Below are 24,910 nucleotides of genomic sequence, written 5' to 3' on the forward strand. Positions count from 1 at the left end.
CGAGTTAAACGTTAAAGCTTTCGCCGCAACCACACTCGCTGCTTACGTTGGGGTTGTTGAACTGGAAGCCTTCATTAAGACCTTCTTTGGTGAAATCAAGCTCAGTACCATCTAAGTACAAGAGACTTTTACTGTCGACGATCACTTTGACGCCGTATTGTTCAAAGTCAAACACCTGATCTTCTTCATTAAGTTCGTCAACGAATTCCAGTACATAAGCCATTCCCGAACAGCCTGACGTGCGAACACCCAAGCGAAGGCCGATGCCTTTTCCGCGGTTTTCCAAGAAGGTGCGGACGCGTAATGCCGCCGCGTCAGTCATAGTAATGGCCATATGTACAACAACCCTTTAAATCGTATTAAGCTTCGTGTTTTTTCTTATAATCGCTTACTGCTGCTTTGATAGCATCTTCCGCGAGGATTGAGCAGTGAACCTTCACAGGAGGAAGTTCCAGCTCTTCTGCAATTTCAGCATTCTTGATAGCTGCCGCTTCGTCCAAAGACTTGCCTTTCACCCACTCAGTAACCAGTGAGCTTGACGCAATCGCTGAACCACAGCCGTAGGTTTTGAACTTCGCATCTTCAATGATGCCTTGCTCATTTACCTTGATTTGCAGTTTCATCACATCACCACACGCCGGCGCGCCAACCATGCCGCTACCTACGTTTGGATCGTTTTTGTCAAAAGCACCCACGTTACGTGGATTTTCATAATGATCGATTACTTTTTCGCTGTAAGCCATGATCTTATCCTCAAAACCCTGAGACCGCTTAGTGGTGTGCCCACTCAACAGTGCTTAAATCAATACCTTCTTTGTACATGTCCCACAGTGGCGACATTTCGCGCAGTTTGGTGACCGCTTTACGTACTTGCTCAACCGCGTAGTCTACTTCTTCTTCAGTAGTGAAACGGCCAAACGAGAAGCGGATAGAGCTGTGTGCCAGTTCGTCATCAAGACCCAGTGCACGAAGTACATACGAAGGTTCCAAGCTTGCAGATGTACATGCAGAGCCAGAAGAAACCGCCAGATCTTTCAGCGCCATCAGCAGAGATTCACCTTCAACGAAAGCAAAGCTCACGTTCAGGTTTGCTGCGACACGCTGCTCAAGGTCGCCGTTTACATAAACCGCTTCCAGATCTTTAACGCCTTCATAGAATCGGTTACGCAATGCCAGAGAATGCGCAGTGTCCTTCTCAAGTTCTTCTTTCGCAATACGGAAAGCTTCACCCATACCCACGATTTGGTGGGTTGGCAATGTACCAGAACGGAAACCGCGCTCATGACCACCGCCGTGCATTTGAGCTTCGAGGCGAATACGTGGCTTACGACGAACGTACAGAGCACCGATACCTTTCGGGCCGTACGCTTTGTGCGCGCTCATTGAAATCAGGTCAACTTTGATTTCCTGCGTGTCCAGCGGCAGTTTGCCGACAGATTGAGCCGCATCAACGTGGAAGACCACCTTACGTTCACGACACAGTTCACCGATCGCTGCGATGTCTTGAACCACGCCGATTTCGTTATTTACGTGCATGATAGAAACAAGAATGGTGTCTTCGCGGATGGCGTCAGCCAGCTTGTTCAGATCGATAATGCCGTTAGACTCTGGCTCAAGGTAAGTCACCTCAAAACCTTCGCGCTCCAGCTGACGGCATGGATCCAGTACAGCTTTGTGCTCAGTTTTGCAAGTGATGATGTGCTTGCCTTTCTTACCGTAGAAGTGCGCAACACCTTTGATTGCCAGGTTGTCAGATTCCGTCGCACCAGAAGTGAACACGATCTCGCGTGGGTCAGCGTTCAAGTAGTTGGCAATGTTTTCGCGGGCAGTGTCGACTGCTTCTTCCGCCTGCCAGCCGAAACGGTGTGAACGGGATGCAGGGTTACCAAAACAACCATCAAGGGTCAGGTACTGCATCATTTTTTCAGCAACACGCGGATCCACTGGGCATGTCGCTGAATAGTCAAAATAGATTGGCAATTTCATTTGTGTCTCCAAGTACTCCGGCAAGACTGGTTACGAGCGAAAATTCACACCCAAAGTGGTGGCTGGCTTTTCACTGCCACTGGAGTTTAAACCATGTCTAACAATTGTTGAGGACTCAAGTGAGGAGTCCTGACGATCCGCGACATGCTTGACTTCGTTGTCTTGCATCAGTTCGCCGAGCGTAATGTCATTCAAAAAGCTGCTGATACGGGAGCTAAGGTCACGCCATAGCGTGTGCGTCAGGCAGCGTGTTCCGCCTTGGCAATCGCCTTTGCCCTGACACTTGGTCGCATCGACCGATTCATCAACAGCGGCAATCACCATGCCGACTGCAATTTCATTGGCATTCACGCCGAGTCGATAGCCGCCACCTGGACCACGTACACTGGACACTAGGCCTGCTTTACGAAGGCGCGAGAAAAGTTGCTCCAGATATGACAGAGATATCCCTTGACGCTCTGAAATATCAGCTAGAGGCACAGGCCCCATCTCGGAGTGCAGCGCGACATCGAGCATCGCAGTAACGGCATATCTGCCTTTCGAAGTCAGTCTCATAACATCCTACCTGTGAGCGAGTAATGCACTGAGTCTGACATACCCGACTAAAAGGGTCAAGTATTTAACCTACTAATTTAGTCAAGCTTTTAGCCATAAATTTAAAGCGGTTATTTTTGCTTCTCTTTGTGGTGCTTTTCAACCGAAGAGAGCACACCACGAAGAATATTCAGTTCCTGACTTTCCGGTCTTGCGCGGTTAAACAAGCGACGCAATTTAGTCATCACCATGCCCGGATGAGATTTATTGATAAAACCAGTAGTATCGAGAACCTGTTCAAGGTGAGCGTAAAAACGCTCCAAATCCTCAGCCAGCGGGTAAGGCTGCTCTTTCACTTCCCCTTTATATGCCTGACTGTCCAGCCAAGCCATTCGCGCTTCGTAGCAAAGGGTTTGCACCGCCATGGCTAGGTTCAGCGAGCTATATTCTGGGTTAGCAGGAATAGCCACGTGAAAATGACACGCCTGAAGTTCTTCATTTGTCAGACCCGTACGCTCACGGCCAAACACGAATGCCACAGGATATTGGGCCGCTTCTTCAATGGCTTTAACGCCACATTCGCGGGAATCCAGCATTGGCCATTCCAGTGAACGGTTACGGGCACTGGTTCCAATCACCAAGCCACAATCAGCAACCGCTTCTTCCACTGTATCAACGATACGCGCGTTGTTAGCAATATCACTAGCACCGGCAGCAAGCGCTATCGCCTGCCCGTCGACCTGACAATCAGGCGCGACCAACACCATATGTTTCAGCCCCATCACTTTCATTGCCCGAGCAGCAGAACCGATGTTGCCTGAATGCGTGGTGCCTACCAGCACAATTCGAATATTTTCTAACATTTCGCTATCACTGATTTACTTTGAGGAAGAAAAGCCGCCGGATTCTAACACAGCAGCTTTTGTTTTACCCTTTTTACAGCCCGTCATAGAAGACGAGCGAACAAAAAATAACCGCTTCCCTTTTGGTTCAGCTCTGATATACTCGCCGCCGCTTTCCGTTCTTTAACATCCGTTGGGAAATTCGTATGCATCCTATGCTAAATATTGCCATTCGCGCAGCGCGAAAGGCAGGCGACTTTATCGCTAAATCTGCTGAGAACTCTGATAACGTTGAAACGACTCAGAAAGGTTCTAATGACTTTGTCACTAACATCGACAAAGCAGCTGAGCAAATCATTATCGACGTAATCAAGAAGTCTTACCCTGAACACAACATCGTGACTGAAGAAGCCGGTGTGGTTGCAGGTAAAGACACTGATTACCAATGGATCATCGACCCACTGGATGGCACCACTAACTTCGTTAAAAACTTCCCGCACTTCTCTGTGTCGATTGCTCTGCGCATTAAAGGCCGTACCGAGGTTGCGTGTGTTTACGATCCAATCCGTAACGAACTTTTCTCTGCTCAGCGTGGCGCAGGTGCGCAGCTGAACAGCAAGCGTATCCGTGTAGGCGTTGCAAAAGATCTGAACGGTACCGTTCTGGCAACTGGCTTCCCATTCAAAGCCAAGCAACACTCAGAAGGCTTCATCAAAGTTGTTAGCGCACTGTTTGTAGACTGCGCCGACTTCCGCCGCACTGGTTCTGCCGCTCTTGACCTGTGTTATGTAGCAGCTGGCCGCGTTGATGGTTTCTTCGAACTGGGCTTGAAACCTTGGGATATCGCTGCAGGTGAACTGATTGCCCGTGAAGCTGGTGCAATTTGTACTGACTTCGCTGGCGGTACTGACTACGTTCAGTCAGGCAACATCGTGACTGCAAACCCTAAAGTACTGAAAGGTATTTTGGCGAAAATTCGCGACAACGCGAATGAAGCGATGAAAAAATAAGATTCTTTGGAATCAATAAAACGGCGTCCCTCGGGACGCCGTTTTTGTTTGGGGGTTAGGAGCACCGGGTAGTTTAAGCCGTTAGAACCATATATCTAGTCCTATTGCTCTTCCTAGGACCTGCTTTTCCTAGGCCCTAGGACCTCAAAGAAAAACGGAGCCAATCGGCTCCGTTTTTTGTTAAGGCATACTGTCGAATTCTTCGCCTTCTTTTTCCACCGGTGGCGGTGGAAGCAGGTGCTCGCGGGTAATACCCAGTTTGAGCGCCAGCGCAGAAGCCACGTAGATAGACGAGTAAGTACCGATAGTGATACCAATCAGCAATGCAGTCGCAAAGCCGTGGATCATGGCGCCGCCTTGAAGGAACAGCGCAATCACTACGAATAAGGTTGTGCCTGATGTAATCAAGGTACGACTCAATGTCTGGGACACTGACGCGTTCACGATTTCGTCGGCATCGCCCTTACGCATCTTGCGGAAGTTTTCACGGATACGGTCATAAACAACGATAGTATCGTTGAGTGAGTAACCGACAACGGTCAACAATGCTGCGACGATGGTGAGGTCAACTTCAATCTGCAGGAACGAAAAGATACCTAACGTGATAATCACGTCGTGTGCGAGAGAAACAACTGCACCCGCCGCCAGGCGCCACTCGAATCGCAAAGAGACATACAGCAGAATACAGATCAGCGATACCAATATCGCCAGACCACCTGCTTCTGTCAGTTCGTCACCCACATTCGGGCCAACAAACTCGATACGGCGCATTTCTACTGCCTGACCCGTACCTTCTTTAATAGCATCCAGGATCTGGTTACCCAGTAATTCACCCTGCGCATCTTCGCGTGGACGAAGACGAACCATCACGTCACGTGCAGTACCGAAGTTCTGAACGATCGCATCACCAAAGCCTTTTGCTTCCAGTGATTCGCGAATCAGTGGCAGGTTTGCTGGTTGCTCAAAACCCACTTCAATCAGCGTACCGCCGGTGAAGTCCAAGCCCCAGTTCAGCCATTTGGTAGACAAGCTGAAAATCGAAGCGGCAATCATCACAACCGACAGGAAAAATGCCGGCTTCGACCAACGCATAAAGTCGATGCTAAAGTCAGGCCTTAATAGTTGAAACATCTTAATGCCTCCTTAAATCGACAGCTTGTTAATGCGCTTACCGCCGTACACCAGGTTAACCAGGCAACGGGTACCGATAATTGCAGTAAACATAGACGTCAGAATACCGATCGACAGTGTCACAGCGAAGCCTTTCACCGCACCTGTACCCACAGCAAACAGAATGATTGCCGTGATCAGTGTGGTGATGTTCGCATCGGCAATGGTGCTGAATGCGTTCGCATAGCCCTGATGGATCGCTTGCTGAGGATTACGCCCTTCATTGAGCTCCTCACGGATACGCTCAAAGATAAGGACGTTGGCATCAACCGCCATACCCACTGTCAGAACGATACCTGCGATACCCGGCAAGGTCATTGTCGCCCCTGGAATCATCGACATCACACCGATGATCAGGATGATGTTCGCCGCAAGTGCACAGTTCGCAAACAGACCGAAACGACGGTAGTAAACCAGCGTAAACAACATGACCGCCAGCAGACCCCAGATACAGGCTTTGATACCCATATCGATGTTCTGTTGACCCATTGATGGACCAATGGTGCGCTCTTCAACGATAGAGATTGGTGCAATCAAAGCACCTGCGCGTAGCAGCAGTGCAAGGTTGTGTGCTTCAGCTTGAGAGTCGATACCCGTGATACGGAAGTTACGGCCCAGTGCGGTCTGAATCGTTGCCTGGTTGATCACTTCCTCATGTTTGGAAAGGATAATCTTGCCGTTTTCATCACGCTTACCACTGTCTTTGTATTCCGCAAATACCGTCGCCATCAGCTTACCGACATTGTTCTTACTGAACGCTGCCATTTTGCTGCCGCCGTCGCTATCCAGCGAGATGTTTACCTGCGGACGGCTGTATTCATCAAAGCTTGAGCTCGCATCAGTGATGCTTGAACCGCCCAGAATCACACGTTTTTTCAGCACAACCGGACGACCGTCACGGGTGTATTTGATTTCGCTGCCCGGTGGAACACGGCCAGCAGCCGCAGCAACCGGATCGGCGCTGTCATCCACTTCGCGGAATTCCAGGGTTGCAGTCGCACCCAGAATTTCTTTCGCACGTGCCGTGTCCTGAACACCCGGTAACTCAACCACGATACGGCTTGCGCCCTGGCGTTGTACCAGTGGTTCTGCAACACCCAGTTCATTCACACGGTTACGCAGGATTGTAATGTTCTGCTCAACGGCGTAGTTACGGATTTCCTGCAGACGTTCCTCAGTGAATTTCGCAGAAACGGCAAAACGGGCACTATCGGTGGTGAACACCATATCTGGGTGCAGTCTAGCGAGTTCACTTTCTGCAGCATCCATGTCCGCTTCATTACGCAGCATCACTTCAATGTTGTCCTCACCACCCACGCGGATACCGCGGTAACGGATTTTGGCTTCACGAAGTTCAGTACGGAAGGTATCTTCCTGCTGAGTGAGGAGTTTTTCCATTGCCGCGTCCATGTCCACCTCCATCAGGAAATGCACACCACCACGGAGGTCCAGACCCAGTTTCATTGGGTTAGCACCAATGGCTTCCAGCCAATCAGGCGTTGCAGGAGCAAGGTTAAGCGCAACAATCAGACCGTCTTCTTTCAGTTCGCTGTTTAGAGCGTCACGGGCTTCAATCTGATTATCAGTGTCGGAGAAACGAACCAGTACAGTGCCGTTTTCTAGCGCAATGGATTTATAAGAGATTTTATCTTTTTCGAGGGAAGATTTGACGGTGTCCAGTGTGGAGAGATCAACCGAGGCGCCACGCGCCCCGGTGATTTGAACCGCTGGATCTTCACCGTAGATATTGGGAAGTGCATAAAGGGCGCCGACAAAAATGACCAACACCACCATAATGTACTTCCACAAAGGATAACGGTTTAGCACTGCTAGGATCCTTTATGGCTATGGGTTTACAGCGACTGAATGGTGCCTTTTGGCAGAACTGCAGTCACAAAATCCTTTTTGATGGTCACTTCGTTGTTGTCGCTCAGTGCGATAACGATGAAGTCGTTGTCATCTGAAATTTTGGTGATTTTACCCACCAGGCCGCCACCGGTCAGAACTTCATCGCCCTTGCCCATTGATGCCATCAGGTTCTTGTGCTCTTTCACACGTTTCGCCTGTGGACGGTAAATCATGAAATAGAAAATAACGGCAAACAGGCCAAGCATAATAAATAGCTGCATACCGCCGCCTTGTGGTGCGCCTTCTGCTGCTGCATGAGCTTGAGAAATAAACATTCAGTAACGTCCTCGTATCAATATGAACATTTTCTAGATTTTCGCCTCACCGAAAGCACTCTTTTGGCGAGGCGAGAATTCTTAGTCTTCTTTCAGCGGTGGCACTTCACGGCCACGGCGTTCGTAGAATTCCTTAACAAAGGTCTCTAATCTACCTTCGTCAATAGCGTTACGCAAACTCTCCATCAGGCGCTGGTAGTAACGCAGGTTGTGGATGGTGTTGAGGCGTGCGCCCAGAATTTCGTTACAGCGATCAAGATGATGCAGATACGCCTTGCTGTAGTTGCGGCAAGTGTAACAGTCGCACTCTGGATCCAGTGCAGTTGTGTCACTTTTATGCTTCGCATTACGGATCTTGATCACACCGCCAGTCACAAACAGGTGACCGTTACGCGCGTTACGCGTTGGCATGACACAGTCGAACATGTCGATACCACGGCGAACACCTTCCACCAAATCTTCCGGTTTACCTACGCCCATCAGGTAACGTGGCTTATCTTCCGGCAGTTTGGGACAGGTATGTTCCAGAACGCGATGCATGTCTTCTTTTGGTTCACCCACCGCAAGACCACCGACCGCATAACCATCAAAACCAATGTTGGTCAGGCCTTCGACTGACACATCGCGCAGGTCTTCATAGACAGACCCTTGAACGATGCCAAACAGTGCATTTTTGTTGCCCATTTTGTCGAAGTGGTTGCGGCTACGCTGTGCCCAACGCAGGCTCATTTCCATCGATTTTTTCGCTTCTTCGTGTGTCGCCGGGTATGGCGTACATTCGTCGAAGATCATCACGATGTCAGAACCCAGGTCGTATTGGATTTCCATCGACTTTTCTGCGTCCATGAAAATCTTGTCACCGTTTACAGGGTTGCGGAAATGCACACCTTCTTCGGTGATTTTGCGCATTGCACCCAGGCTGAATACCTGGAAACCGCCTGAATCGGTCAGAATAGGACCCTGCCAATTCATGAAATCATGCAGGTCACCGTGGGCACGCATAATTTCCTGACCAGGACGCAGCCATAGGTGGAAAGTGTTACCCAGAAGGATTTGTGCGCCAGTATCAGCCACTTCTTCCGGTGTCATCCCTTTTACGGTGCCGTAAGTACCCACTGGCATAAATGCTGGGGTTTCAACAGTGCCGCGTTCAAAAACCAGACGACCACGACGCGCGCGGCCTTCTTTCTTAATCAGTTCGTATTTCACGATACCTCCGAAATGCCAGAGAAACAGTCTGGCGCTAATGTGCCTGTCGCACAGAGACAAAACTGGCTGTCGCAAATCTGCTGACAGCCAGTTGAATTTGGAGTCACCTTCATCCCCAAAGGCGATGCGGTGTAAAGCCAGCGTCTGATTATACCTCAGTCTGGCGGGTGACAAACATCGCATCTCCGTAACTGAAGAAACGATATTCATTGTTCACGGCTTCTTGATAGGCATTCATCACGTGGTCATAGCCTGCAAAAGAAGACACCAGCATGATCAGCGTCGATTCCGGCAGGTGAAAGTTCGTCACCAATGCATCCACCAACTGCCATTCGTAACCCGGATAGATGAAAATCTGGGTATCGTTAAAGAAAGGCTTCAATTCAGTGCCTTCATTCTTTGAATGCTGAGCTGCACTTTCCAGTGAGCGGACTGACGTGGTGCCTACTGCAATCACCCGGTTACCGCGCGCTTTGGTTGCCAGAACTGCATCTACCACTTCTTGCGGCACTTCAGCATATTCAGAGTGCATCACGTGATCATTAATGTCATCGACACGCACTGGCTGGAAAGTACCCGCGCCAACGTGAAGAGTCACGAATGCTGTTTCTACGCCTTTCTCTTTGAGAGCAGCAAGGATGTTTTCATCAAAGTGCAGACCTGCTGTTGGTGCTGCGACTGCACCCGGTTTTTCGTTGTAAACCGTTTGGTAACGCTCTTTGTCCGATTCTTCATCAGGGCGATCGATATAAGGCGGCAACGGCATGTGGCCAACTTGATTTAAGATATCAAGCACAGCTTGCTCGCCGCTGAAGTGAATTTCAAAAAGCGCATCATGACGGGCAACCATTTCTGCTTCAAACTCGTCATTTTCACCCAGGAACAACTGAGTACCCGGCTTGGGTGGCTTAGAAGCGCGAACATGTGCAAGGATCGACTTTTCATCCAGCATACGCTCCACCAGCACTTCAATCTTGCCACCGGACGCTTTGCGGCCGTAGACGCGCGCAGGGATCACCCGGGTGTTATTGAACACCATCAAGTCACCTGGCTCGACAAGATCAAGGATGTCAGTGAATTGCTTATGACTCAGCTCACCGGTATTGCCGTTCAGTTGCAGCAAACGGCTTGCAGTGCGATCAGCCTGCGGATAACGCGCGATCAACGAGTCAGGAAGGTCAAAATGAAAATCGGATACTTGCATCGAAAAAGCCCCATTCTACAGCAGCCCGCTAGTATAGGCCGCTGTGCTGCAATATCAAGCAGGATGGGGCTTGCCCGCTGCAATTCCAGCGGGCAAATTGTGAGGAGTTATGACAGTCGGCGACGGAAAGTCAGAAGTCCCATGGAAAGGAATGCCAGCCAGCCAAAAGAGCCGCCACCTCCGCTGCTACCCGTTGGTGGTGTGGCTCCACCAGAATCGCCATCATCCCCTCCGTTACTTCCCGGATAAACAGGAACAATTGGTGGGTTATCAAAAGGGTTATAGTTGACGCTTTGATCAAAGATGTCTTGTGTGAACGTCGGAGTAGGTTCCGTATAGCCACCGTCCATGTTCTGGTTTATCCAGTTGTAATACGTACTGATCTGTGAAAAACCATCTTCTGCTGATGGACTGCCACAACCAAAACCCGCACTCGAAAAACTCACAACACCGACTGCACGATATCCCATGTCAGCATCGCCGGCATTATTCTTATTTTGCCATACCAGAGGGCCACCTGAGTCTCCAGAACAAATACCGGTGGTGAAAGTCTCATTAGCACAGACATAAGCATCAGCTAAGTTTTGATCATAACCAAATTCATTCACCCAACTACAAGAAAGGTCTCTCACACCATTCAAGTACGTTTTCCGCAAATACTGACTAGAATCACCGTTAGTACTTGTGGCTCCCCAACCTGAAACGTAAAGATTCTGATTAGCCGCACCATTAAACTCTGTATCCATTTCCGACTGCTCTGTCGGCGAAAGAAGTCTTATTGGTTTAACAGTAGAAGGTAACGCTGAGGCTAACTTTACAAGGGCTACATCAGCCGTAAACTGAATGTCTTCGTAGGCTGGGTGCATTGTGACAGCAGAGGCTGAAACACCAACGCCAGCATATTCTTGACTTTCAAAGCCTGCAAAAACCTTAATGTCATCGGCCCTGAAACCATCAACACAATGCGCAGCGGTTAATACATAGTTGTCGGAAATAATGATGCCGCCGCAGGAATAGAATCCCTGGAACCGATTTCCAATAGTAAGGAATGCTTGCCACGGTGTTGCTTCAATTGAAGCATACGTACCGTTTACAATTCGGGGGGTTTTATCTTCTGCCGCACCAATGGCTGGGCAAACAGTTAACGCCAAAAGAGATGCTGAACTTACCAATAACTGACGTTTCATCACTAACCTCTTCCATGAGTTATTGTCTCAATGGTCGAGGTTATCCAGAAAAGCATCAAAGGCAAGGGTATTGGAAGAACAGAACCTAAAAACCTGTACTTTTACAGCGCATTCTCAATCCAGAGACAATACCGCATATTCAAAACCTTATCAGATTATCAGATTATCAGATTATCAGATTATCAGATGCAGATTATATTCATCGTCGAGTTCGGAGAGTCCGAGCGACAATGAAAATCATCAGAGACAATAACCCCATAGTTCCCCCACCTCCCCCATCAGACGCTTGCACCACGGTCGACGATCGACTTGCACAGCTTCCGCTTTGGCAGTTGGAAATCCAACTGATGTAAGTAGCAACCTGGGTAAAAACGTCTGGAACCGTCGGCGACGCACACTGTGAAGCTACACCGAAGCTCACCAAACCTATCAGGGTTGCGCCACCGTCTGCATCGCTAGCGCGGGAAGGGTCGTACCAAATTAGTGGGCCGCCTGAGTCTCCGTTACAAGCACCAACACCGCTTGCCTGAGCACAGAAGTACTTAGATTGGTAATCGGACACATCAGTCAGAGTTGTTCCCCACGCAGAAGCGCAACTGGCATCTGTCAGTGCGGAGAGCGTGGCTTTTTGCAGTGTTGTGGTCGATTGGCTTCGTCCGGTGTCCGTATAACCCCAGCCAGTTAGCTGCATATCATTGTTGTTGAGGTTTCCTGTTGCATCGACAGCCGCTTGTACCGTGTCATTGGGCAACACCACGGTTGAGGCATTGGGATGAACATCCGAGGAAAGTTTTACCAGGGCAATATCGTTTTGCAGTGTGTCTTTGTCGTAGCTGCTGTTGGCATAGATAGACTCAACGGAAGATTGAAAAGACGAAAAGTTTGCCCCATTGATTTCCGCTGTTCCCGTGTAGACGGAAACTGAATTTGCGGACGCCAATGAAAAAGGATCATCGTCGTCAGCAGTATCAAGGCAGTGTGCCGCGGTTAGAATCCAGCGCGAAGAGATCACCACCCCGCCACAAAAAGCGTTACCAATTCTGATAAATGCCTGCCAGGGGGCATCGCTGATGGAAGCATCTGTCCCACCAACAACATTGGGAGACGGCTCTGCGGCCTGACCCAAAAATGATGAAAAAAGTAAGGATAGTATTGCGAGTTTCATGCGCATTATCATCGCCCCTTAAAACAGAAAAGTGTTGTTCGGCGCCATGGCACCACGGTGCGTTGCTACTGCTTGAAACAACCTAGGTGACCATCTCACATTTCCGGATGGAAGTTTGAATGTCGTCACCTAAAGTCCCTGCCTTTTTAGCTACATTCGAGATATAGCCTTACTAATTCTATGTGTTTCTGGAGGCAGAATGTTTACCGTTAATGACATGATGAGTTCCGACCCCATCACGCTCTCTTCTAAGGATAAGATATCTGACGCAAAGTGCCTGATGGATTCCCGCCGTATTCGCCACATTCCTATCGTCAGTGCTTTAGGAAAACTAGAAGGTCTGGTCACACAGCGTGATGTCCTCGCTGCTCAAACATCCAGTCTGGAAAAAGCAGTTGGCGATAACGATCCCATGCAAGCGCCTTTGTCGCGATTCCTCAAGCGTTCTTTATATACGGTGTCACCGTGTGCTGGGCTCAAAGAGGCTGCGCTATATATGCAGAAACGTAAGATTGGCTGTTTACCAGTCGTTGAGGACGACAAACTGGTTGGTATTATCACTGACAGCGATTTCGTCGCCATCGCCATCAATCTTTTGGAGATCCAAGAAGAAACAGAGCCGATGGAAGAAGAGGAAGAAGTGGTCTGATAGCGACAAACACGTGCCACTTGAGATAGGCTAAGCCTTCCGTTTCAAGGAAAGTTCCAGAGGGCGCGTGAATTATCTGGCGCATTTACACATTGCCAAGCACTGCAACAGCCAGTTGATGGGAAACCTGATGGCAGATTTTGTTCGCGGAAAACCCGACGGTAAATTTCTGCCAGAGACAACGCAGGCCATCTATCTTCACCGGTTTGTGGATCGCTTCGTCGACAGCCATGAAGCCATCAAGCCCTGCCGCGCGCTCTTTCCCAAACACCTTTACCGGTTCAGCGCGATTGCTCTCGATATGTTCTGGGATCATGCGCTAGTCCATCATTGGGATGCCTTCAATGACGTCCGTTTCGATGAGTTTATCGCCCGCGCCGAGACAGACTGCCGCACCGTAACTCAGCAAGAACCCAATCCGCTGCCGGAAAAATATCTTTTTCTCTCAGATAAAATGTGGCGGGAAGGTTGGATCCCCTCTTATGCAGATATCAACACCCTGCCCTTTGCTTTACAGCGAATGTCAGCCCGAAGCCCTCGGATGGGGCCGCTGGCTGAGACAGCAGAAACCTTAGTTGCTCATCGACAAATATTGTTGGATGCCTTTCCCTCTATCTATAAAGATGTGCTCAGCGCTGCTCGCGATTTTAAACACCAGCCTTAACTCTCAGTAGCCTCAAATCACAGGCACAAAAAAAGCGACCCGAAGGTCGCTCAAAGCGTGGATAAGGGGCAGTACACCCCTGGGCTCTCCGGCCCATGAACAGCTAAGGACTTTGCATGTTATATAAAGTAATCGGGCCGATAGGTATGGCTGGATTATCTGCCCGATTAGGGTAGCGCTTTAAAACTGGTCTTCTTCGGTAGAACCTGTCAGAGCTGTCACAGAAGAATTACCGCCCTGAATAGTGTTGGTCATCTTATCGAAGTAACCGGTACCCACTTCCTGTTGGTGAGCAACGAAGGTGTAACCACGCTCAGCCGCTTCAAATTCAGGACGCTGTACTTTCTCCACGTAGTGACGCATGCCTTCACCTTGCGCATAAGCGTGCGCCAGATCGAACATGTTGTACCACATGTTGTGGATACCCGCGAGAGTGATGAACTGGTACTTGTAGCCCATGTCTGACAGTGCTTGCTGGAACTTCGCGATGGTTGGCGCGTCCAGGTTTTTCTCCCAGTTGAACGAAGGCGAACAGTTATAGGCCAGCAGTTGATCTGGGTACTGTGCGTGAATAGCTTCAGCGAACTGACGCGCTTCTTCCAGATCCGGCGTTGCGGTTTCACACCAGATAAGGTCAGCATATGGTGCGTAAGCCAGACCACGTGAAATCGCCTGATCGATACCCGCACGAACTTTGTAGAAACCTTCTGAAGTACGCTCGCCTTCGATGAAGTCTTTATCGTAAGGGTCACAATCAGATGTCAGCAGGTCTGCAGCGTTCGCATCAGTACGCGCAATCACAAGGGTGGTGGTGCCTGCAACGTCGGCAGCAAGACGTGCTGCAACCAGTTTTTGAACGGCTTCTTGGGTAGGAACCAGCACCTTACCACCCATGTGACCACATTTCTTCACCGATGCCAGCTGGTCTTCAAAGTGAACACCCGCTGCACCCGCTTCAATCATCGAACGCATCAGCTCGTAAGCATTCAGAACACCACCGAAGCCTGCTTCTGCATCAGCAACGATTGGCAGGAAGTAATCGGTACCTTCTTCCGGCGTGCCACCTTTAGACCACTGGATTTGGTCAGCACGACGGAAAGAGTTGTTAATGCGCTTAACCACTGCTGGTACGGAATCTACCGGGTAAAGTGACTGGTCAGGGTACATAGAAGACGCGGTGTTGTTATCCGCAGCGACCTGCCAACCTGAAAGATAAATCGCCTCGATACCTGCTTTTGCTTGCTGGACAGCCTGACCACCGGTCAATGCGCCAAGACAGTTCACGTAGCCTTTCTTCGCGCTACCGTTAACCAGTTCCCATAGCTTGTCAGCACCGCGCTGGGCAATGGTCTGCTCCGGTACGAATGAACCACGCAGGGCAACCACTTCTTCCGCCGTGTAAGTACGTTTCACGTTCTTCCAACGCGGATTTTCTGCCCAGTCTTTTTTCAGTGCGTCAATTTGCTGCTGTCTTGTCAGAGTCATTGTGCTTCCCTCTCTCAATGTTTGATAAATCGGTAATTAGTCCAGCAATTCGTATCCAGATAACGTCAGGAAATCTGCCAGCTCATCACTGGTGGTCAGTTGCTCCATCAAACTGGCCGCCTGCTGGTATTTCCCGCCGTTGAATACGGTTTCCCCTAGTTCCTGCTTCAGCACCTCCATCTCTTCGGCCAGACAGGCGCGGAAGAAATCTGCGGTAACGGTTTTGCCGTTGCTGAGCGATTTTTCATGTTTAATCCATTGCCAGATTGAAGCGCGGGAGATTTCCGCCGTCGCCGCATCTTCCATCAGGCCATAGATAGGCACACATCCATTCCCCGAAATCCAAGCTTCGATGTATTGCACCGCCACGCGAATGTTATGTCGCATGCCTTCCTCGGTGCGGTCACCTTCACACGGCTCTGTGAGCTCTTTGGCTGTGATAGGTGCGTCTTGCTCACGCATGACATCGAGTTGGTTTTTACGCTCGCCGAGCGCTGCATCGAAAACCGCTTTCGCCGTGTCTGCCAGACCAGGGTGAGCCACCCAGGTACCGTCATGACCGTTATTGGCTTCCAGCGATTTGTCCGCATTGATTTTGTCCAGAACCCAGGCGTTCTTCTCTGGGTCTTTTGACGGGATAAACGCCGCCATGCCACCCATTGCCATCGCACCGCGGTGGTGACAGGTTTTCACCAGAAGACGCGAATACGCGTTCAGGAAAGGTTTTTCCATCGTCACCACCTGACGATCCGGCAAAACGCGGTCTGGGTGGTTACGGAATGTTTTGATATAGCTGAAGATGTAATCCCAACGGCCGCAGTTCAGCGCCACAATGTGGTCTTTCAGCGCGTGCAGGATTTCGTCCATCTCGAACACTGCTGGCAGTGTTTCGATAAGCACGGTTGCCTTGATGGTGCCGCGAGGCAGATTGAACTCATCTTCCGCAAAGCAGAACACGTCGTTCCACCATGCAGCTTCTTGATGCGCCTGAAGTTTTGGCAGGTAGAAATAAGGACCAGAGCCATTTTCCAGCAAGGTTTTATGGTTGCGGAAGAAATACAAACCGAAATCCAGCAGCGCACCAGGAATCGGCGTACCATTCAGCAGCACGTGCTTTTCTTTCAGGTGCAGACCACGAACACGGCAAATCAGCACCGATGGGTCATCGCCGAGGGCGTAGTGTTTGCCTGTCGCTGGGTTGTTGTAAGAAATAGTGCGGTTAATCGCGTCGGTCAGGTTACGCTGGCCTTGCAGCACAGGCCCCCAAACCGGCGAGAATGAATCTTCGAAGTCTGCCATGAATACTTTTACGTTGGCATTCAGAGCATTAATCACCATTTTCCTTTCTGGCGGGCCGGTGATTTCCAGGCGGCGGTCTTGTAGGTCTTCAGGAATACCGCGAATACGCCAGTCACCGTTTCGGATTTCTGCCGTCTCAGGCAGAAAGTCAGGCGTGGCACCCGCATCAAATTGCGCCTGACGTGCTTCTCGGGCTTCCAGCAGTTCTGGTACACGGTGCGCAAAGCGGGTGGCAAGTTTCAGGATGAAAGAGAGCGCTTCATCAGTCAGTACATCAGATTCCATCTCAGTGATCGGCGGAACAAACGACAATTCCTTTAAAGCTTGTTGTGCTTGTGAATCCATAAAATGCCCTCCATTTCCATTTGTAACTAAATCACAACAATATCAATTATTCCCTTACTGCTTCGATTGCTTTCTTATCGCCGAAACACCCTTCTAAACTGGCGTATTTATTTTCACCCGTCAACACTACCAAAGGCGTTAGACTTAAGTCTTAAATCATTTAAATCATTTAATATCAACAATTTACAAAATATAGAGTTTTAACTCAAAACACTAAATTAAAACGAATCTCAGATTGTTCTTCCGCTTGTGACTTTCTCATCCCTTAGTGCGATTTTTGTAAGCACTTACGAAATTAAATTACTTTTCGAGTCAACTTGTTGAATATTGAATTCGCATGTTTTAAACGTAGCAGTGAATATCAATTTCTGCAGAAAATCTTTTTATAACAAAAGCTTAACAACACAAGCATCTGGCAGCCGCTAACAAACATGCAACTTAAGTGCTTAATAATTGGCGAAAAATATGTAGGGATACCGACAGAATTTAATTTCAGAAGCGCAGGGGAGTTACCAAAGTGTAAAAAGGATATTATTCTAGCGGTAGATCAATATTCAGAATAAATAACCAAAGTTATTCTAAAACCTAATGAGAGCTAAAGAATCTTGAAAAACCAGAGGAAATTTCATCGTTTTAGGTGTTTTGATGCGCATGTTGACGATGAAAGTTCCCCGGATTTGAGTACCACTATGGTACTTAAAGGAGAGTTTCAACCAGATCCGCAAGTGCTTCAAAGGTCGGTTTGCGGCTCGAAGTAGGACGCCACACCAGCCCAATTTCGCGGTAAGCCTCCCGCCCCGGTGGTTCCATCACCACCAAATCGAGATTCTCGATGAGCCCATGATTGATGGCCATTTGGGGAATGAAAGTTGTACCCAACCCATTCGCGACCATTTGCACCAAAGTATGAAGACTGGTTGCGGTAAACGGGTTAATTTTCTCTGTGCTTGTGAGCTGACAGGCTGAGACTGCGTGGTCTGTCAGGCAATGTTCACGCTCCAGCAGAAATACCGACTCATCCGGCAGATCAGAATAGTGGATAGGAACAGGGATCCCTTGCGCCTGAGCACTGTTTAGCACCATCTTAAACGAGTCTTTCCCCACGATACGGCTTTGCATGCCGCCGATTTCGACAGGTAGCGCCAGAATCAGCACATCCATCTCACCACTTTTCAGCGCCATGAGCAGATTTGCAGTGGTGTCTTCGCGCAGCAGCAAATCAAGCTCGGGAAAGCGCTGGTTCACTGCCTGCACCAAGTCACAGAGAAGGAAAGGAGCGATAGTGGGAATACAGCCTACACGCAGCTTGCCCTGCATCGGGCTTTCACTGACTTGTGTCAGCTCCATTAAATCTTGACTACGTGCCAAGATTTCCCGACTTCGAGACACAACATCTTCACCGATAGCCGAAAATACCAGTGTTTTGTTATCGCGCTCAATAAGCTGAGATCCAATCAGGTCTTCAAGGTTTTGAATGCCGGAACTTAGTGTAGACTGACTGACGAAACACTGTTTGGCCGCCTCACCGAAATGGCGCGTCTCATACAGTGTGACCAAGTAATGGAGTTGTTTGAGAGAAGGGAATTTAGTCATCGATTTTTCCGATTACGCTAATCTATTTAATTCACTTTTTTCAATCTAGCAGTTCCATTATAGTTTGTCCCGTTCATAGATGAATCAAGGCATTCATGCCTGAAAATTAGACATTTTAGGAGCTGAGAAATGGTACTAGTAGGCCGTCAAGCCCCAGACTTCACTGCAGCAGCAGTTCTGGGCAATGGTGAAATCGTAGAAAACTTCAACCTGAAAGAATTCACCAAAGGTAAGAAAGCGGTTCTGTTCTTCTACCCACTGGACTTCACTTTCGTATGTCCTTCTGAGCTGATCGCTTTCGACAAGCGTCACGCTGACTTCCAAGAGAAAGGCGTTGAAGTCATCGGCGTTTCTATCGACTCTCAGTTCTCTCACAACGCATGGCGTAACACTGCTGTTGAAGACGGCGGTATCGGCCAGGTTAAATACCCATTGGTTGCAGACGTTAAGCACGAAATCTGTAAAGCATACGACGTAGAGCACCCAGAAGCAGGCGTTGCTTTCCGTGGTTCTTTCCTGATCGACGAAGACGGTCTGGTACGTCACCAAGTTGTTAACGACCTGCCACTGGGCCGTAACATCGACGAAATGCTGCGCATGGTTGACGCACTGAACTTCCACCAGAAGAACGGTGAAGTTTGCCCAGCACAGTGGGAAGAAGGCAAAGCAGGTATGGACGCATCTCCTAAAGGTGTTGCAGCGTTCCTGTCTGAGCACTCTGACGACCTGTAATATTTGGCTAACTGCTCGCGCAGTTTCCCCCTAACGCGTAAGCGTAAAGCCAAAGTCAGCTATAAAAATAGAATGAGGCCCGGACCACCGGGCCCTTTTTTGTTTAAGCTCCGGGAAATTTGGGATTTATTCCACCTTCTGTATAAGCCCAAAATTCAGAGTTCCAAAGGGACTATTTAGGTCCTGGGTCCTAGGGGGCGAGGTCCTAGGAAAAGCGAACTTAAAAGGTCCTGGGTCCTAGGGGACGAGGTCCTAGGAAAAGCGGACTTAAAAGGTCCTAGATCCTAGGGAACAAGGTCCTAGGAAAAGCGGACTCTCGGTCATTAAATTGATTTCCAGACACACCCAACTTTCAGCGCATTTTCTCGCATTGCTCTAATCTATATCTTCGCTTTCCTGCTTTTTCTGCCCTTCTTGTTCTTTCTCTTATCTCAAATCTCATCTCTGCACTTTCTCGCTCTTGCTCTTGCTCTTCCTAGGACCCAGGATCCTAGGCCCTGCTCTTCCTGCTCCTAACCAACTTTTACCAAACTTTTACACGCCTCCATCTTCTATTCCGAATGCAACTCCTTGATGATGAGAGCTCAAATTCCAAGGAGTGTTGTATGTCTGTTTTGGTTGAAGTGTGCATTGATAGTATTGAATCCCTTCCTATCGCCGAGCGTGCAGGGGCGAAGCGTATTGAGCTTTGCAGTTCGCTAGCAACGGGTGGCCTGACAGCCAGTGCGGGTTACATGAAAGCGGCGGCGCGTGTGGCGGGTATTCCGGTTTACGGCATTATTCGTCCCCGTGAAGGCGACTTCCTTTATTCAGGTGATGATGTGGAAATCATGCTTGAAGACATTCACACCGCGAAACAGGCAGGCCTTAACGGCGTGGTGATTGGTGCGCTGCAAGCTGACGGAAAAATCGATGAGACGATTGTTGGCGACATGATCAAAGCGGCCTCCGGCATGGGCATCACTTTCCACCGAGCGATTGACCACTGCTCTGCCCCGTTTGATGCACTGGAATTTCTGATGGCGCACAAGGTAGAACGCATTCTGACTTCCGGCCTTGCCAAACGCGCCGAAGACGGCATTGAGATGCTGAAAGAGATGGCTACGTTTACCCAAGGTCGCCTTTCAATCATGCCAGGCGCTGGCGTTTCGCCGGATAATGCCAAGCGCATCGTTGACGCCACAGGCGTGACAGAAATTCACCTTTCCGGCAAAACCACCCGCCAATCCCATATGGTTTTCAAAAACGAAAACGCCACCATGGGCAACGGTGACGATTTTGCCATCACAGTCACCAATCCTGAGACAATCAAAGCTACACTCGCAGCGCTAACTCGCTAAGCTCGCACTTTTCCGAAAGGGGGATTGAAATCATCCTCCTTTCTTTTTTAGGGTGGCAGGACAACCCGAGGAAAAGGACGTGGCACATGGCGAGCGAAGAACAAGACAAGCCAACGAAAAAGAAGAAAGGGAAACTCAGCAGCGAAGCCTACGAGAACAAACTCGCTGAGCTACAGACGGAACTCGTCAAACTTCAGGAATGGGTCAAACTCAAAGGCCTGAAAGTGGTCGTCGTCTTCGAAGGGCGCGATGCCGCGGGTAAAGGCGGCGTGATAAAGCGCATTACCGAAAAGCTCAACCCACGCGTTTGCCGTATTGTCGCGCTGGATAAACCCACAGAGCGCGAACGCACCCAATGGTATTTCCAACGCTACGTTTCGCACCTTCCTGCTGCGGGCGAAATCGTCCTGTTTGACCGAAGCTGGTATAACCGCGCAGGCGTTGAGCGCGTGATGGGCTTTTGCACCGACGAGCAATATGATGAATTCATGCGTACCTGCCCCGAGTTCGAGCGTATGTTGCAGCGCTCCGGCATTATCCTGCTGAAATACTGGTTCTCGGTTTCCGATGAAGTGCAGGAAAAGCGCTTCAGCGAACGCATCAATACCCCAATGAAACGCTGGAAGTTCAGCCCTATGGATTTGGAATCCCGAAGCCGCTGGAAAGAATACAGTGAAGCAAAAGATAAAATGTTCGCTTACACAGACACCAAAGAATCCCCTTGGTGGGTAGTGGAAGCCGACAACAAAAAACGTGCGCGCCTGAACTGCATCTCCCACCTGCTTTCCAGCATTCCGTATGAAGCCATCAGTTATGACACCATCGATCTGCCGGAGATCAACAAAGAAGGCTACGTACGTGCGCCACTCGAAAGCCAAAGCTTCGTGCCGGATGTCACCGAAGAGCTATAAGCCAACCACCACCCAACCCAAAAGCGCAGCTGATAAAAGCTGCGCTTTTTTGTCTTGAAAACACGCCTCAAAGACGACCTTTCCAGACAGCGTCAAAACTTCGTAAACCACTGTAATTACGCCATAAAAATGTCACCACTGTGCATTTACTGCCAGTTCACGATTCTGAATTGAGGGACTGCTTCAAATAACGGATTTTCTCGCTCACTCACCCGGTATTTCCCTCTATATATTCCGCCCCAAATCACAACCATCAAAAAGAATAAATACCATGAACAAGAAACAGTTAGCCTGCCTGATCCCGGCATTGCTTGCTGGGGCAAGCTGCTCAACAGCCTTCGCCAGCACACCAAGCTCTCAAACCGTTTACTTCAACCAGAAATCCTTGCCTTCAGATACCCAAGGTTCGCTGGCTGCCAGCGTCAGCATGGCGCAGAGCGTGATCATGCCAACCATCCATGGCATTGAAGGGGATCGCCAGCCTCATCTGGTCGCACTGCGTAAAGCACTGGTGATCGTAGAACCTCATGCCACTGACGAACTTAAAAACAGCGAGATCGCCGTGGTGGTGAAAAACAGCCAGGGTGACGAAGTGCACCGCACGACCCTGCTGCCGCCTTCTGCGCAGCCAAAACCTGCGGGCCAGATTGATATCGACCTCGATATTGTCGTGCCGGAAACCTACGCGCACCGCATCTCGTCGCAACAGGCTATTGATGTCATCGCCTATGAATCCGGCAAGGACGCTTTCAAAGCACTGCTGACCGAGCATGACACCCTTGAAATCGCCACCAGCAACGGCAACTTTGCCTACGACTTTATGCTGCCGGAAGGCGCAGAGCTCGACGGCAAGATCGTCACCTTCTCCTCACAGGCCGGATACAACTCACGCATTCACTACACCCACGGCTCTGATACGCTTTCTTCTGGTAACCGCTTTACCTACAACAACGTTGGCGGTAAATGGTTTGCCCAATCTGATGCGGATTACGGCAAGCTCGCCTACAGCGACAACGCCTACACAGCGGTTTTGCCCGCAGAAGTGATTGAGCCGGGCTTTAGCCTGACGCTCAGCAATGGCCATCAGGAAGGCGTGGTCGAAGGCATTAAAGTCGGTGCTAACACCACACTGATTCTTAACGCTGTCGATGTGGGTCTTTTGACGCCACCGCGCGGTGAATTCCGCTTTATGACCGATAAGAAACTGCACCGCGACTACTTCCAGTCTGTGCAGATCAGCAAGCTTATCGTGAATCCATACGCGCCCATCCATCTAGAAGAAATCATGCTGCCGGATGGCCGCCTTCTGGTCGACGTTGACCCAAGCAAAGCAGACGCTTACGGCAGTGATTCCCACTACCGCATTGCCCGAGAACTGATTTCCGCAGGGATCAACAGCGCCAACTACGGCGTGAACAGCTATGACGTAATGAACGGTTCCCAATGGAACATCAGCGCGCCTTACCACGCGGCCCAAGTGACAGTGAACAACTCGCGGGGCAACTACAGCGACGGCATTATCAATCACGGTTTACTTGGCTCTTATGCCGGTGTGGCGTCAGTGGTCAGCTCAACAGGCAATGAATTCAGCCACGAAGTGGGCCACGAGTTCGGCGCAGGCACCCATGCAGAAGCTCACTATCTGGGCGGATTCAAAGGCTCGGTGCATAACAGCTCCACCAATATCAACTCCACCTGGGGTTGGGATCTGTTTGAAAACCGCTTCCTGCCGAACCTCAGCAAAGCGCGAACCAATGGTTCGTCCTGCTACGAAGGCGAATGCGCAGAACCATTCAACGGACACAGTTTCGGATGGGGCACCATGGCAGGTGGCTGGCCGCTGCACCCGGCAGGCAATGAGTACACACTGCACACGCCTTACGAGCTGAACGTGTTCCAGCATTTTATGGAAGGCAAAGCGAGCTTTGACCCATCCTCCCCAACCGGATTCAGCAAATGGGATGCAGAAAGCCAGACCATGCAGCAATGGGACAACAGCGTGAAGGACGATCTCGCCTTTAACATTGTCACCATCAGCGACAACAACACACTGAACGAGTTTGGCGCGGAAAGCAGCAAGTTCCACGAACTGTTCGAGAACGCAGACGCTGTTCGCATCAACACTGGCAACGGCTACTGGGCGCGTGATTTCTACCTGCCGACTGATCAAAGCTTCGAAGGCAAAGTGGTGGTGTTCAGCTCATCAGCAGGCTATAACTCCCACATTCACTTTAATAGTGGCTCCCAGCTTCTGGTGAACGGCACCAAATACGCTTACCGCTTTGAAGCGGGTCAGTGGGTGGAAGTGGAAAAAGACATCATCGACAAAACCGTGCCGCGCATTCCTGAAAAACAGGGCGTTGCCGTGACCACACTGGTGGGTTACTACGATCCAAACAACACGCTGCCAAGCTACATCTACCCCGCCCTGCACGGTGCGTATGGCGCAGTATATGCCGATAACTTTACTGCATCATCGTGTCAGCTGGACGTGCTCACCCAACAAGGCGGCACCCAACGCTTCAACCTGCACAACCGTCGCCTTAAAGAAGGCTTGATGAACCGCTTCCACGTGAATGTGGAAACCGCACTCAACCCTTACCGCGCCGAGCTTTACTGCAACGACAAACTGCTTGCCGATATCGCGATTGCCGCGCCGACGGTGGAACTCAAAGCAGGCATCGTCACCACAGAGCTTGGCGAAGCACCGACCCTGTCAGGTGTGACAGACGTGACCCTGCAACAGGGCGATAGCTTTGATGCACTGCACGGCGTGAGCGCGTTTGATAAAGAAGATGGCGACATCACCGCTAGCATCCGCGTTTCCGGTGATGTCGATACCCAAACACCGGGCGATTACCTGCTGAGCTACAAGGTCACCGACAGCGAAGGCCAGACAGCCTCAGCCACCCGCACCATCACGGTCAAAGCCAGCGCCACATGTATTACCAGCTGGGAGAAAAACCGCGTGTATGTGGGCGGCGATAAAGTCTCGCACCACGGCGTAGTATGGTTGGCCGCCTGGTGGACCAAAGGCGAAGAGCCGGGCAACACCGGTGAATGGGGCGTTTGGAAACAAACCGACGACGAGAGCTGTGGCGGTACTAACCCAGAGCCAACACCCGATCCGGACCCAGAAGTGACACCGCCACCACCGGGTGAATACCCAAACTACACACCGGGCGCGGCCTATCAGGAAGGTGACATTGTAAAAGGTCAGGACGGCAAGCTTTACCAATGCAAGCCATGGCCAAACTCAGGCTGGTGCTCCAACCCAAGCTACGCACCGGGTAAAACACCGTTCTGGCAAGATGCCTGGAACCTGTTGAAGTCATACCAATCGTAGTCAATATCCGCTCATCCTAGCTTGTGCGGGCTTCAATACACAAAAAAGCGGTGGCC

At 50.1% G+C, this 24,910-nt stretch carries 22 protein-coding genes; 7 read left to right on the plus strand and 15 right to left on the minus strand.

Annotated elements, in window-relative coordinates:
• Nucleotides 1-4 precede the first annotated feature (4 nt).
• The 5 genes from iscA to trmJ all read right to left on the minus strand — a co-directional run bounded on the left by iscA (nucleotide 5) and on the right by trmJ (nucleotide 3,383).
• Nucleotides 5-334, minus strand: coding sequence for an iron-sulfur cluster assembly protein IscA (gene iscA / locus G5S52_RS08250; protein ID WP_062660580.1), 330 nt, complete (start codon nucleotides 332-334; stop codon nucleotides 5-7).
• Between the two features lie 25 nt (nucleotides 335-359).
• Nucleotides 360-743 (minus strand): Fe-S cluster assembly scaffold IscU, encoded by a 384-nt coding sequence (gene iscU / locus G5S52_RS08255; RefSeq protein WP_002536937.1) that lies wholly within the window; start codon nucleotides 741-743, stop codon nucleotides 360-362.
• 28 nt (nucleotides 744-771) lie between these two features.
• Nucleotides 772-1,986 (minus strand): IscS subfamily cysteine desulfurase, encoded by a 1,215-nt coding sequence (locus tag G5S52_RS08260; protein WP_062660579.1) that lies wholly within the window; start codon nucleotides 1,984-1,986, stop codon nucleotides 772-774.
• Nucleotides 1,987-2,016: 30 nt separating this feature from the next.
• On the minus strand, nucleotides 2,017-2,541 hold the full coding sequence (gene iscR / locus G5S52_RS08265) for a Fe-S cluster assembly transcriptional regulator IscR (RefSeq protein ID WP_002536934.1): 525 nt from the start codon (nucleotides 2,539-2,541) through the stop codon (nucleotides 2,017-2,019).
• Nucleotides 2,542-2,651: 110 nt separating this feature from the next.
• Nucleotides 2,652-3,383, minus strand: coding sequence for a tRNA (cytosine(32)/uridine(32)-2'-O)-methyltransferase TrmJ (gene trmJ / locus G5S52_RS08270; protein ID WP_165012687.1), 732 nt, complete (start codon nucleotides 3,381-3,383; stop codon nucleotides 2,652-2,654).
• A 185-nt stretch (nucleotides 3,384-3,568) separates the two neighbouring features.
• Here trmJ and suhB point away from each other — a divergent pair, with 185 nt between their 5' ends.
• On the plus strand, nucleotides 3,569-4,372 hold the full coding sequence (gene suhB / locus G5S52_RS08275) for an inositol-1-monophosphatase (RefSeq protein WP_002536929.1): 804 nt from the start codon (nucleotides 3,569-3,571) through the stop codon (nucleotides 4,370-4,372).
• Nucleotides 4,373-4,552: 180 nt separating this feature from the next.
• Here suhB and secF read toward each other — a convergent pair whose 3' ends face one another.
• The 7 genes from secF to G5S52_RS08310 form a co-directional block, all read right to left on the minus strand.
• A complete protein-coding gene (gene secF / locus G5S52_RS08280) occupies nucleotides 4,553-5,503 on the minus strand; it encodes a protein translocase subunit SecF (protein ID WP_002536928.1) in 951 nt (316 codons plus the stop codon).
• A gap of 12 nt (nucleotides 5,504-5,515) precedes the next feature.
• Nucleotides 5,516-7,369: a protein translocase subunit SecD gene (gene secD / locus G5S52_RS08285; RefSeq protein ID WP_165012689.1), complete on the minus strand. Its 1,854-nt coding sequence runs from the start codon at nucleotides 7,367-7,369 to the stop codon at nucleotides 5,516-5,518.
• A gap of 26 nt (nucleotides 7,370-7,395) precedes the next feature.
• Nucleotides 7,396-7,725, minus strand: coding sequence for a preprotein translocase subunit YajC (yajC, locus tag G5S52_RS08290; protein WP_002536925.1), 330 nt, complete (start codon nucleotides 7,723-7,725; stop codon nucleotides 7,396-7,398).
• 81 nt (nucleotides 7,726-7,806) lie between these two features.
• Nucleotides 7,807-8,934: a tRNA guanosine(34) transglycosylase Tgt gene (gene tgt / locus G5S52_RS08295; RefSeq protein WP_062660575.1), complete on the minus strand. Its 1,128-nt coding sequence runs from the start codon at nucleotides 8,932-8,934 to the stop codon at nucleotides 7,807-7,809.
• Nucleotides 8,935-9,082: 148 nt separating this feature from the next.
• Nucleotides 9,083-10,138 (minus strand): tRNA preQ1(34) S-adenosylmethionine ribosyltransferase-isomerase QueA, encoded by a 1,056-nt coding sequence (queA, locus tag G5S52_RS08300; RefSeq protein WP_165012691.1) that lies wholly within the window; start codon nucleotides 10,136-10,138, stop codon nucleotides 9,083-9,085.
• A gap of 107 nt (nucleotides 10,139-10,245) precedes the next feature.
• Nucleotides 10,246-11,325 carry a S1 family peptidase gene (locus G5S52_RS08305; RefSeq protein WP_165012693.1) on the minus strand — a complete coding sequence of 360 codons (1,080 nt, stop codon included), beginning with the start codon at nucleotides 11,323-11,325 and terminating at the stop codon, nucleotides 10,246-10,248.
• Nucleotides 11,326-11,524: 199 nt separating this feature from the next.
• Complete coding sequence (locus tag G5S52_RS08310) at nucleotides 11,525-12,496, minus strand: serine protease (protein ID WP_165012695.1); 972 nt, start codon at nucleotides 12,494-12,496, stop codon at nucleotides 11,525-11,527.
• A gap of 193 nt (nucleotides 12,497-12,689) precedes the next feature.
• Between G5S52_RS08310 and G5S52_RS08315 the strand changes: the two genes are divergently transcribed.
• Both G5S52_RS08315 and G5S52_RS08320 read left to right on the plus strand, forming a co-directional pair.
• Nucleotides 12,690-13,139 (plus strand): CBS domain-containing protein, encoded by a 450-nt coding sequence (locus G5S52_RS08315; protein ID WP_165012697.1) that lies wholly within the window; start codon nucleotides 12,690-12,692, stop codon nucleotides 13,137-13,139.
• Nucleotides 13,140-13,206: 67 nt separating this feature from the next.
• Nucleotides 13,207-13,803 (plus strand): acyl carrier protein phosphodiesterase, encoded by a 597-nt coding sequence (locus G5S52_RS08320; protein ID WP_165012699.1) that lies wholly within the window; start codon nucleotides 13,207-13,209, stop codon nucleotides 13,801-13,803.
• A 180-nt stretch (nucleotides 13,804-13,983) separates the two neighbouring features.
• On the opposite strand, the gene aceA is transcribed toward G5S52_RS08320, so the two are convergent.
• The 3 genes from aceA to G5S52_RS08335 form a co-directional block, all read right to left on the minus strand.
• Nucleotides 13,984-15,288: an isocitrate lyase gene (aceA, locus tag G5S52_RS08325; protein ID WP_165012701.1), complete on the minus strand. Its 1,305-nt coding sequence runs from the start codon at nucleotides 15,286-15,288 to the stop codon at nucleotides 13,984-13,986.
• 36 nt (nucleotides 15,289-15,324) lie between these two features.
• Entirely contained in the window at nucleotides 15,325-16,932 is a 1,608-nt protein-coding gene (aceB, locus tag G5S52_RS08330) for a malate synthase A (protein WP_165012703.1), read from the minus strand.
• Between the two features lie 696 nt (nucleotides 16,933-17,628).
• Nucleotides 17,629-18,525 carry a hydrogen peroxide-inducible genes activator gene (locus G5S52_RS08335; RefSeq protein WP_046304055.1) on the minus strand — a complete coding sequence of 299 codons (897 nt, stop codon included), beginning with the start codon at nucleotides 18,523-18,525 and terminating at the stop codon, nucleotides 17,629-17,631.
• Nucleotides 18,526-18,654: 129 nt separating this feature from the next.
• Between G5S52_RS08335 and G5S52_RS08340 the strand changes: the two genes are divergently transcribed.
• From G5S52_RS08340 to G5S52_RS08355, 4 genes are all read left to right on the plus strand, one after another.
• Nucleotides 18,655-19,257, plus strand: a complete 603-nt coding sequence (locus tag G5S52_RS08340; protein ID WP_062660567.1) for a peroxiredoxin C — start codon at nucleotides 18,655-18,657, stop codon at nucleotides 19,255-19,257.
• Nucleotides 19,258-19,862: 605 nt separating this feature from the next.
• Complete coding sequence (locus G5S52_RS08345; RefSeq protein ID WP_165012705.1) at nucleotides 19,863-20,597, plus strand: copper homeostasis protein CutC; 735 nt, start codon at nucleotides 19,863-19,865, stop codon at nucleotides 20,595-20,597.
• A gap of 86 nt (nucleotides 20,598-20,683) precedes the next feature.
• Nucleotides 20,684-21,508, plus strand: a complete 825-nt coding sequence (ppk2, locus tag G5S52_RS08350) for a polyphosphate kinase 2 (protein WP_165012707.1) — start codon at nucleotides 20,684-20,686, stop codon at nucleotides 21,506-21,508.
• Between the two features lie 271 nt (nucleotides 21,509-21,779).
• The gene (locus G5S52_RS08355) at nucleotides 21,780-24,854 is read left to right on the plus strand and encodes a M66 family metalloprotease (RefSeq protein WP_165012709.1); all 3,075 of its coding nucleotides are present in this window, start codon (nucleotides 21,780-21,782) and stop codon (nucleotides 24,852-24,854) included.
• Nucleotides 24,855-24,910: the final 56 nt, after the last annotated feature.

This window comes from Grimontia sedimenti (assembly GCF_011045095.1).
Classification (GTDB): Bacteria; Pseudomonadota; Gammaproteobacteria; order Enterobacterales; family Vibrionaceae; genus Enterovibrio; species Enterovibrio sedimenti.

What these genes read in the sequence shown, in the direction of transcription:
- iscA (WP_062660580.1), bottom strand. Translation starts at nt 334, where the DNA reads ATGGCCATTACTATGACTGACGCGGCGGCATTACGCGTCCGCACCTTC.
- iscU (WP_002536937.1), bottom strand. Translation starts at nt 743, where the DNA reads ATGGCTTACAGCGAAAAAGTAATCGATCATTATGAAAATCCACGTAAC.
- G5S52_RS08260 (WP_062660579.1), bottom strand. Translation starts at nt 1,986, where the DNA reads ATGAAATTGCCAATCTATTTTGACTATTCAGCGACATGCCCAGTGGAT.
- iscR (WP_002536934.1), bottom strand. Translation starts at nt 2,541, where the DNA reads ATGAGACTGACTTCGAAAGGCAGATATGCCGTTACTGCGATGCTCGAT.
- trmJ (WP_165012687.1), bottom strand. Translation starts at nt 3,383, where the DNA reads ATGTTAGAAAATATTCGAATTGTGCTGGTAGGCACCACGCATTCAGGC.
- suhB (WP_002536929.1), top strand. Translation starts at nt 3,569, where the DNA reads ATGCATCCTATGCTAAATATTGCCATTCGCGCAGCGCGAAAGGCAGGC.
- secF (WP_002536928.1), bottom strand. Translation starts at nt 5,503, where the DNA reads ATGTTTCAACTATTAAGGCCTGACTTTAGCATCGACTTTATGCGTTGG.
- yajC (WP_002536925.1), bottom strand. Translation starts at nt 7,725, where the DNA reads ATGTTTATTTCTCAAGCTCATGCAGCAGCAGAAGGCGCACCACAAGGC.
- queA (WP_165012691.1), bottom strand. Translation starts at nt 10,138, where the DNA reads ATGCAAGTATCCGATTTTCATTTTGACCTTCCTGACTCGTTGATCGCG.
- G5S52_RS08305 (WP_165012693.1), bottom strand. Translation starts at nt 11,325, where the DNA reads ATGAAACGTCAGTTATTGGTAAGTTCAGCATCTCTTTTGGCGTTAACT.
- G5S52_RS08310 (WP_165012695.1), bottom strand. Translation starts at nt 12,496, where the DNA reads ATGCGCATGAAACTCGCAATACTATCCTTACTTTTTTCATCATTTTTG.
- G5S52_RS08315 (WP_165012697.1), top strand. Translation starts at nt 12,690, where the DNA reads ATGTTTACCGTTAATGACATGATGAGTTCCGACCCCATCACGCTCTCT.
- aceA (WP_165012701.1), bottom strand. Translation starts at nt 15,288, where the DNA reads ATGACTCTGACAAGACAGCAGCAAATTGACGCACTGAAAAAAGACTGG.
- aceB (WP_165012703.1), bottom strand. Translation starts at nt 16,932, where the DNA reads ATGGATTCACAAGCACAACAAGCTTTAAAGGAATTGTCGTTTGTTCCG.
- G5S52_RS08335 (WP_046304055.1), bottom strand. Translation starts at nt 18,525, where the DNA reads ATGACTAAATTCCCTTCTCTCAAACAACTCCATTACTTGGTCACACTG.
- G5S52_RS08340 (WP_062660567.1), top strand. Translation starts at nt 18,655, where the DNA reads ATGGTACTAGTAGGCCGTCAAGCCCCAGACTTCACTGCAGCAGCAGTT.
- G5S52_RS08345 (WP_165012705.1), top strand. Translation starts at nt 19,863, where the DNA reads ATGTCTGTTTTGGTTGAAGTGTGCATTGATAGTATTGAATCCCTTCCT.
- ppk2 (WP_165012707.1), top strand. Translation starts at nt 20,684, where the DNA reads ATGGCGAGCGAAGAACAAGACAAGCCAACGAAAAAGAAGAAAGGGAAA.
- G5S52_RS08355 (WP_165012709.1), top strand. Translation starts at nt 21,780, where the DNA reads ATGAACAAGAAACAGTTAGCCTGCCTGATCCCGGCATTGCTTGCTGGG.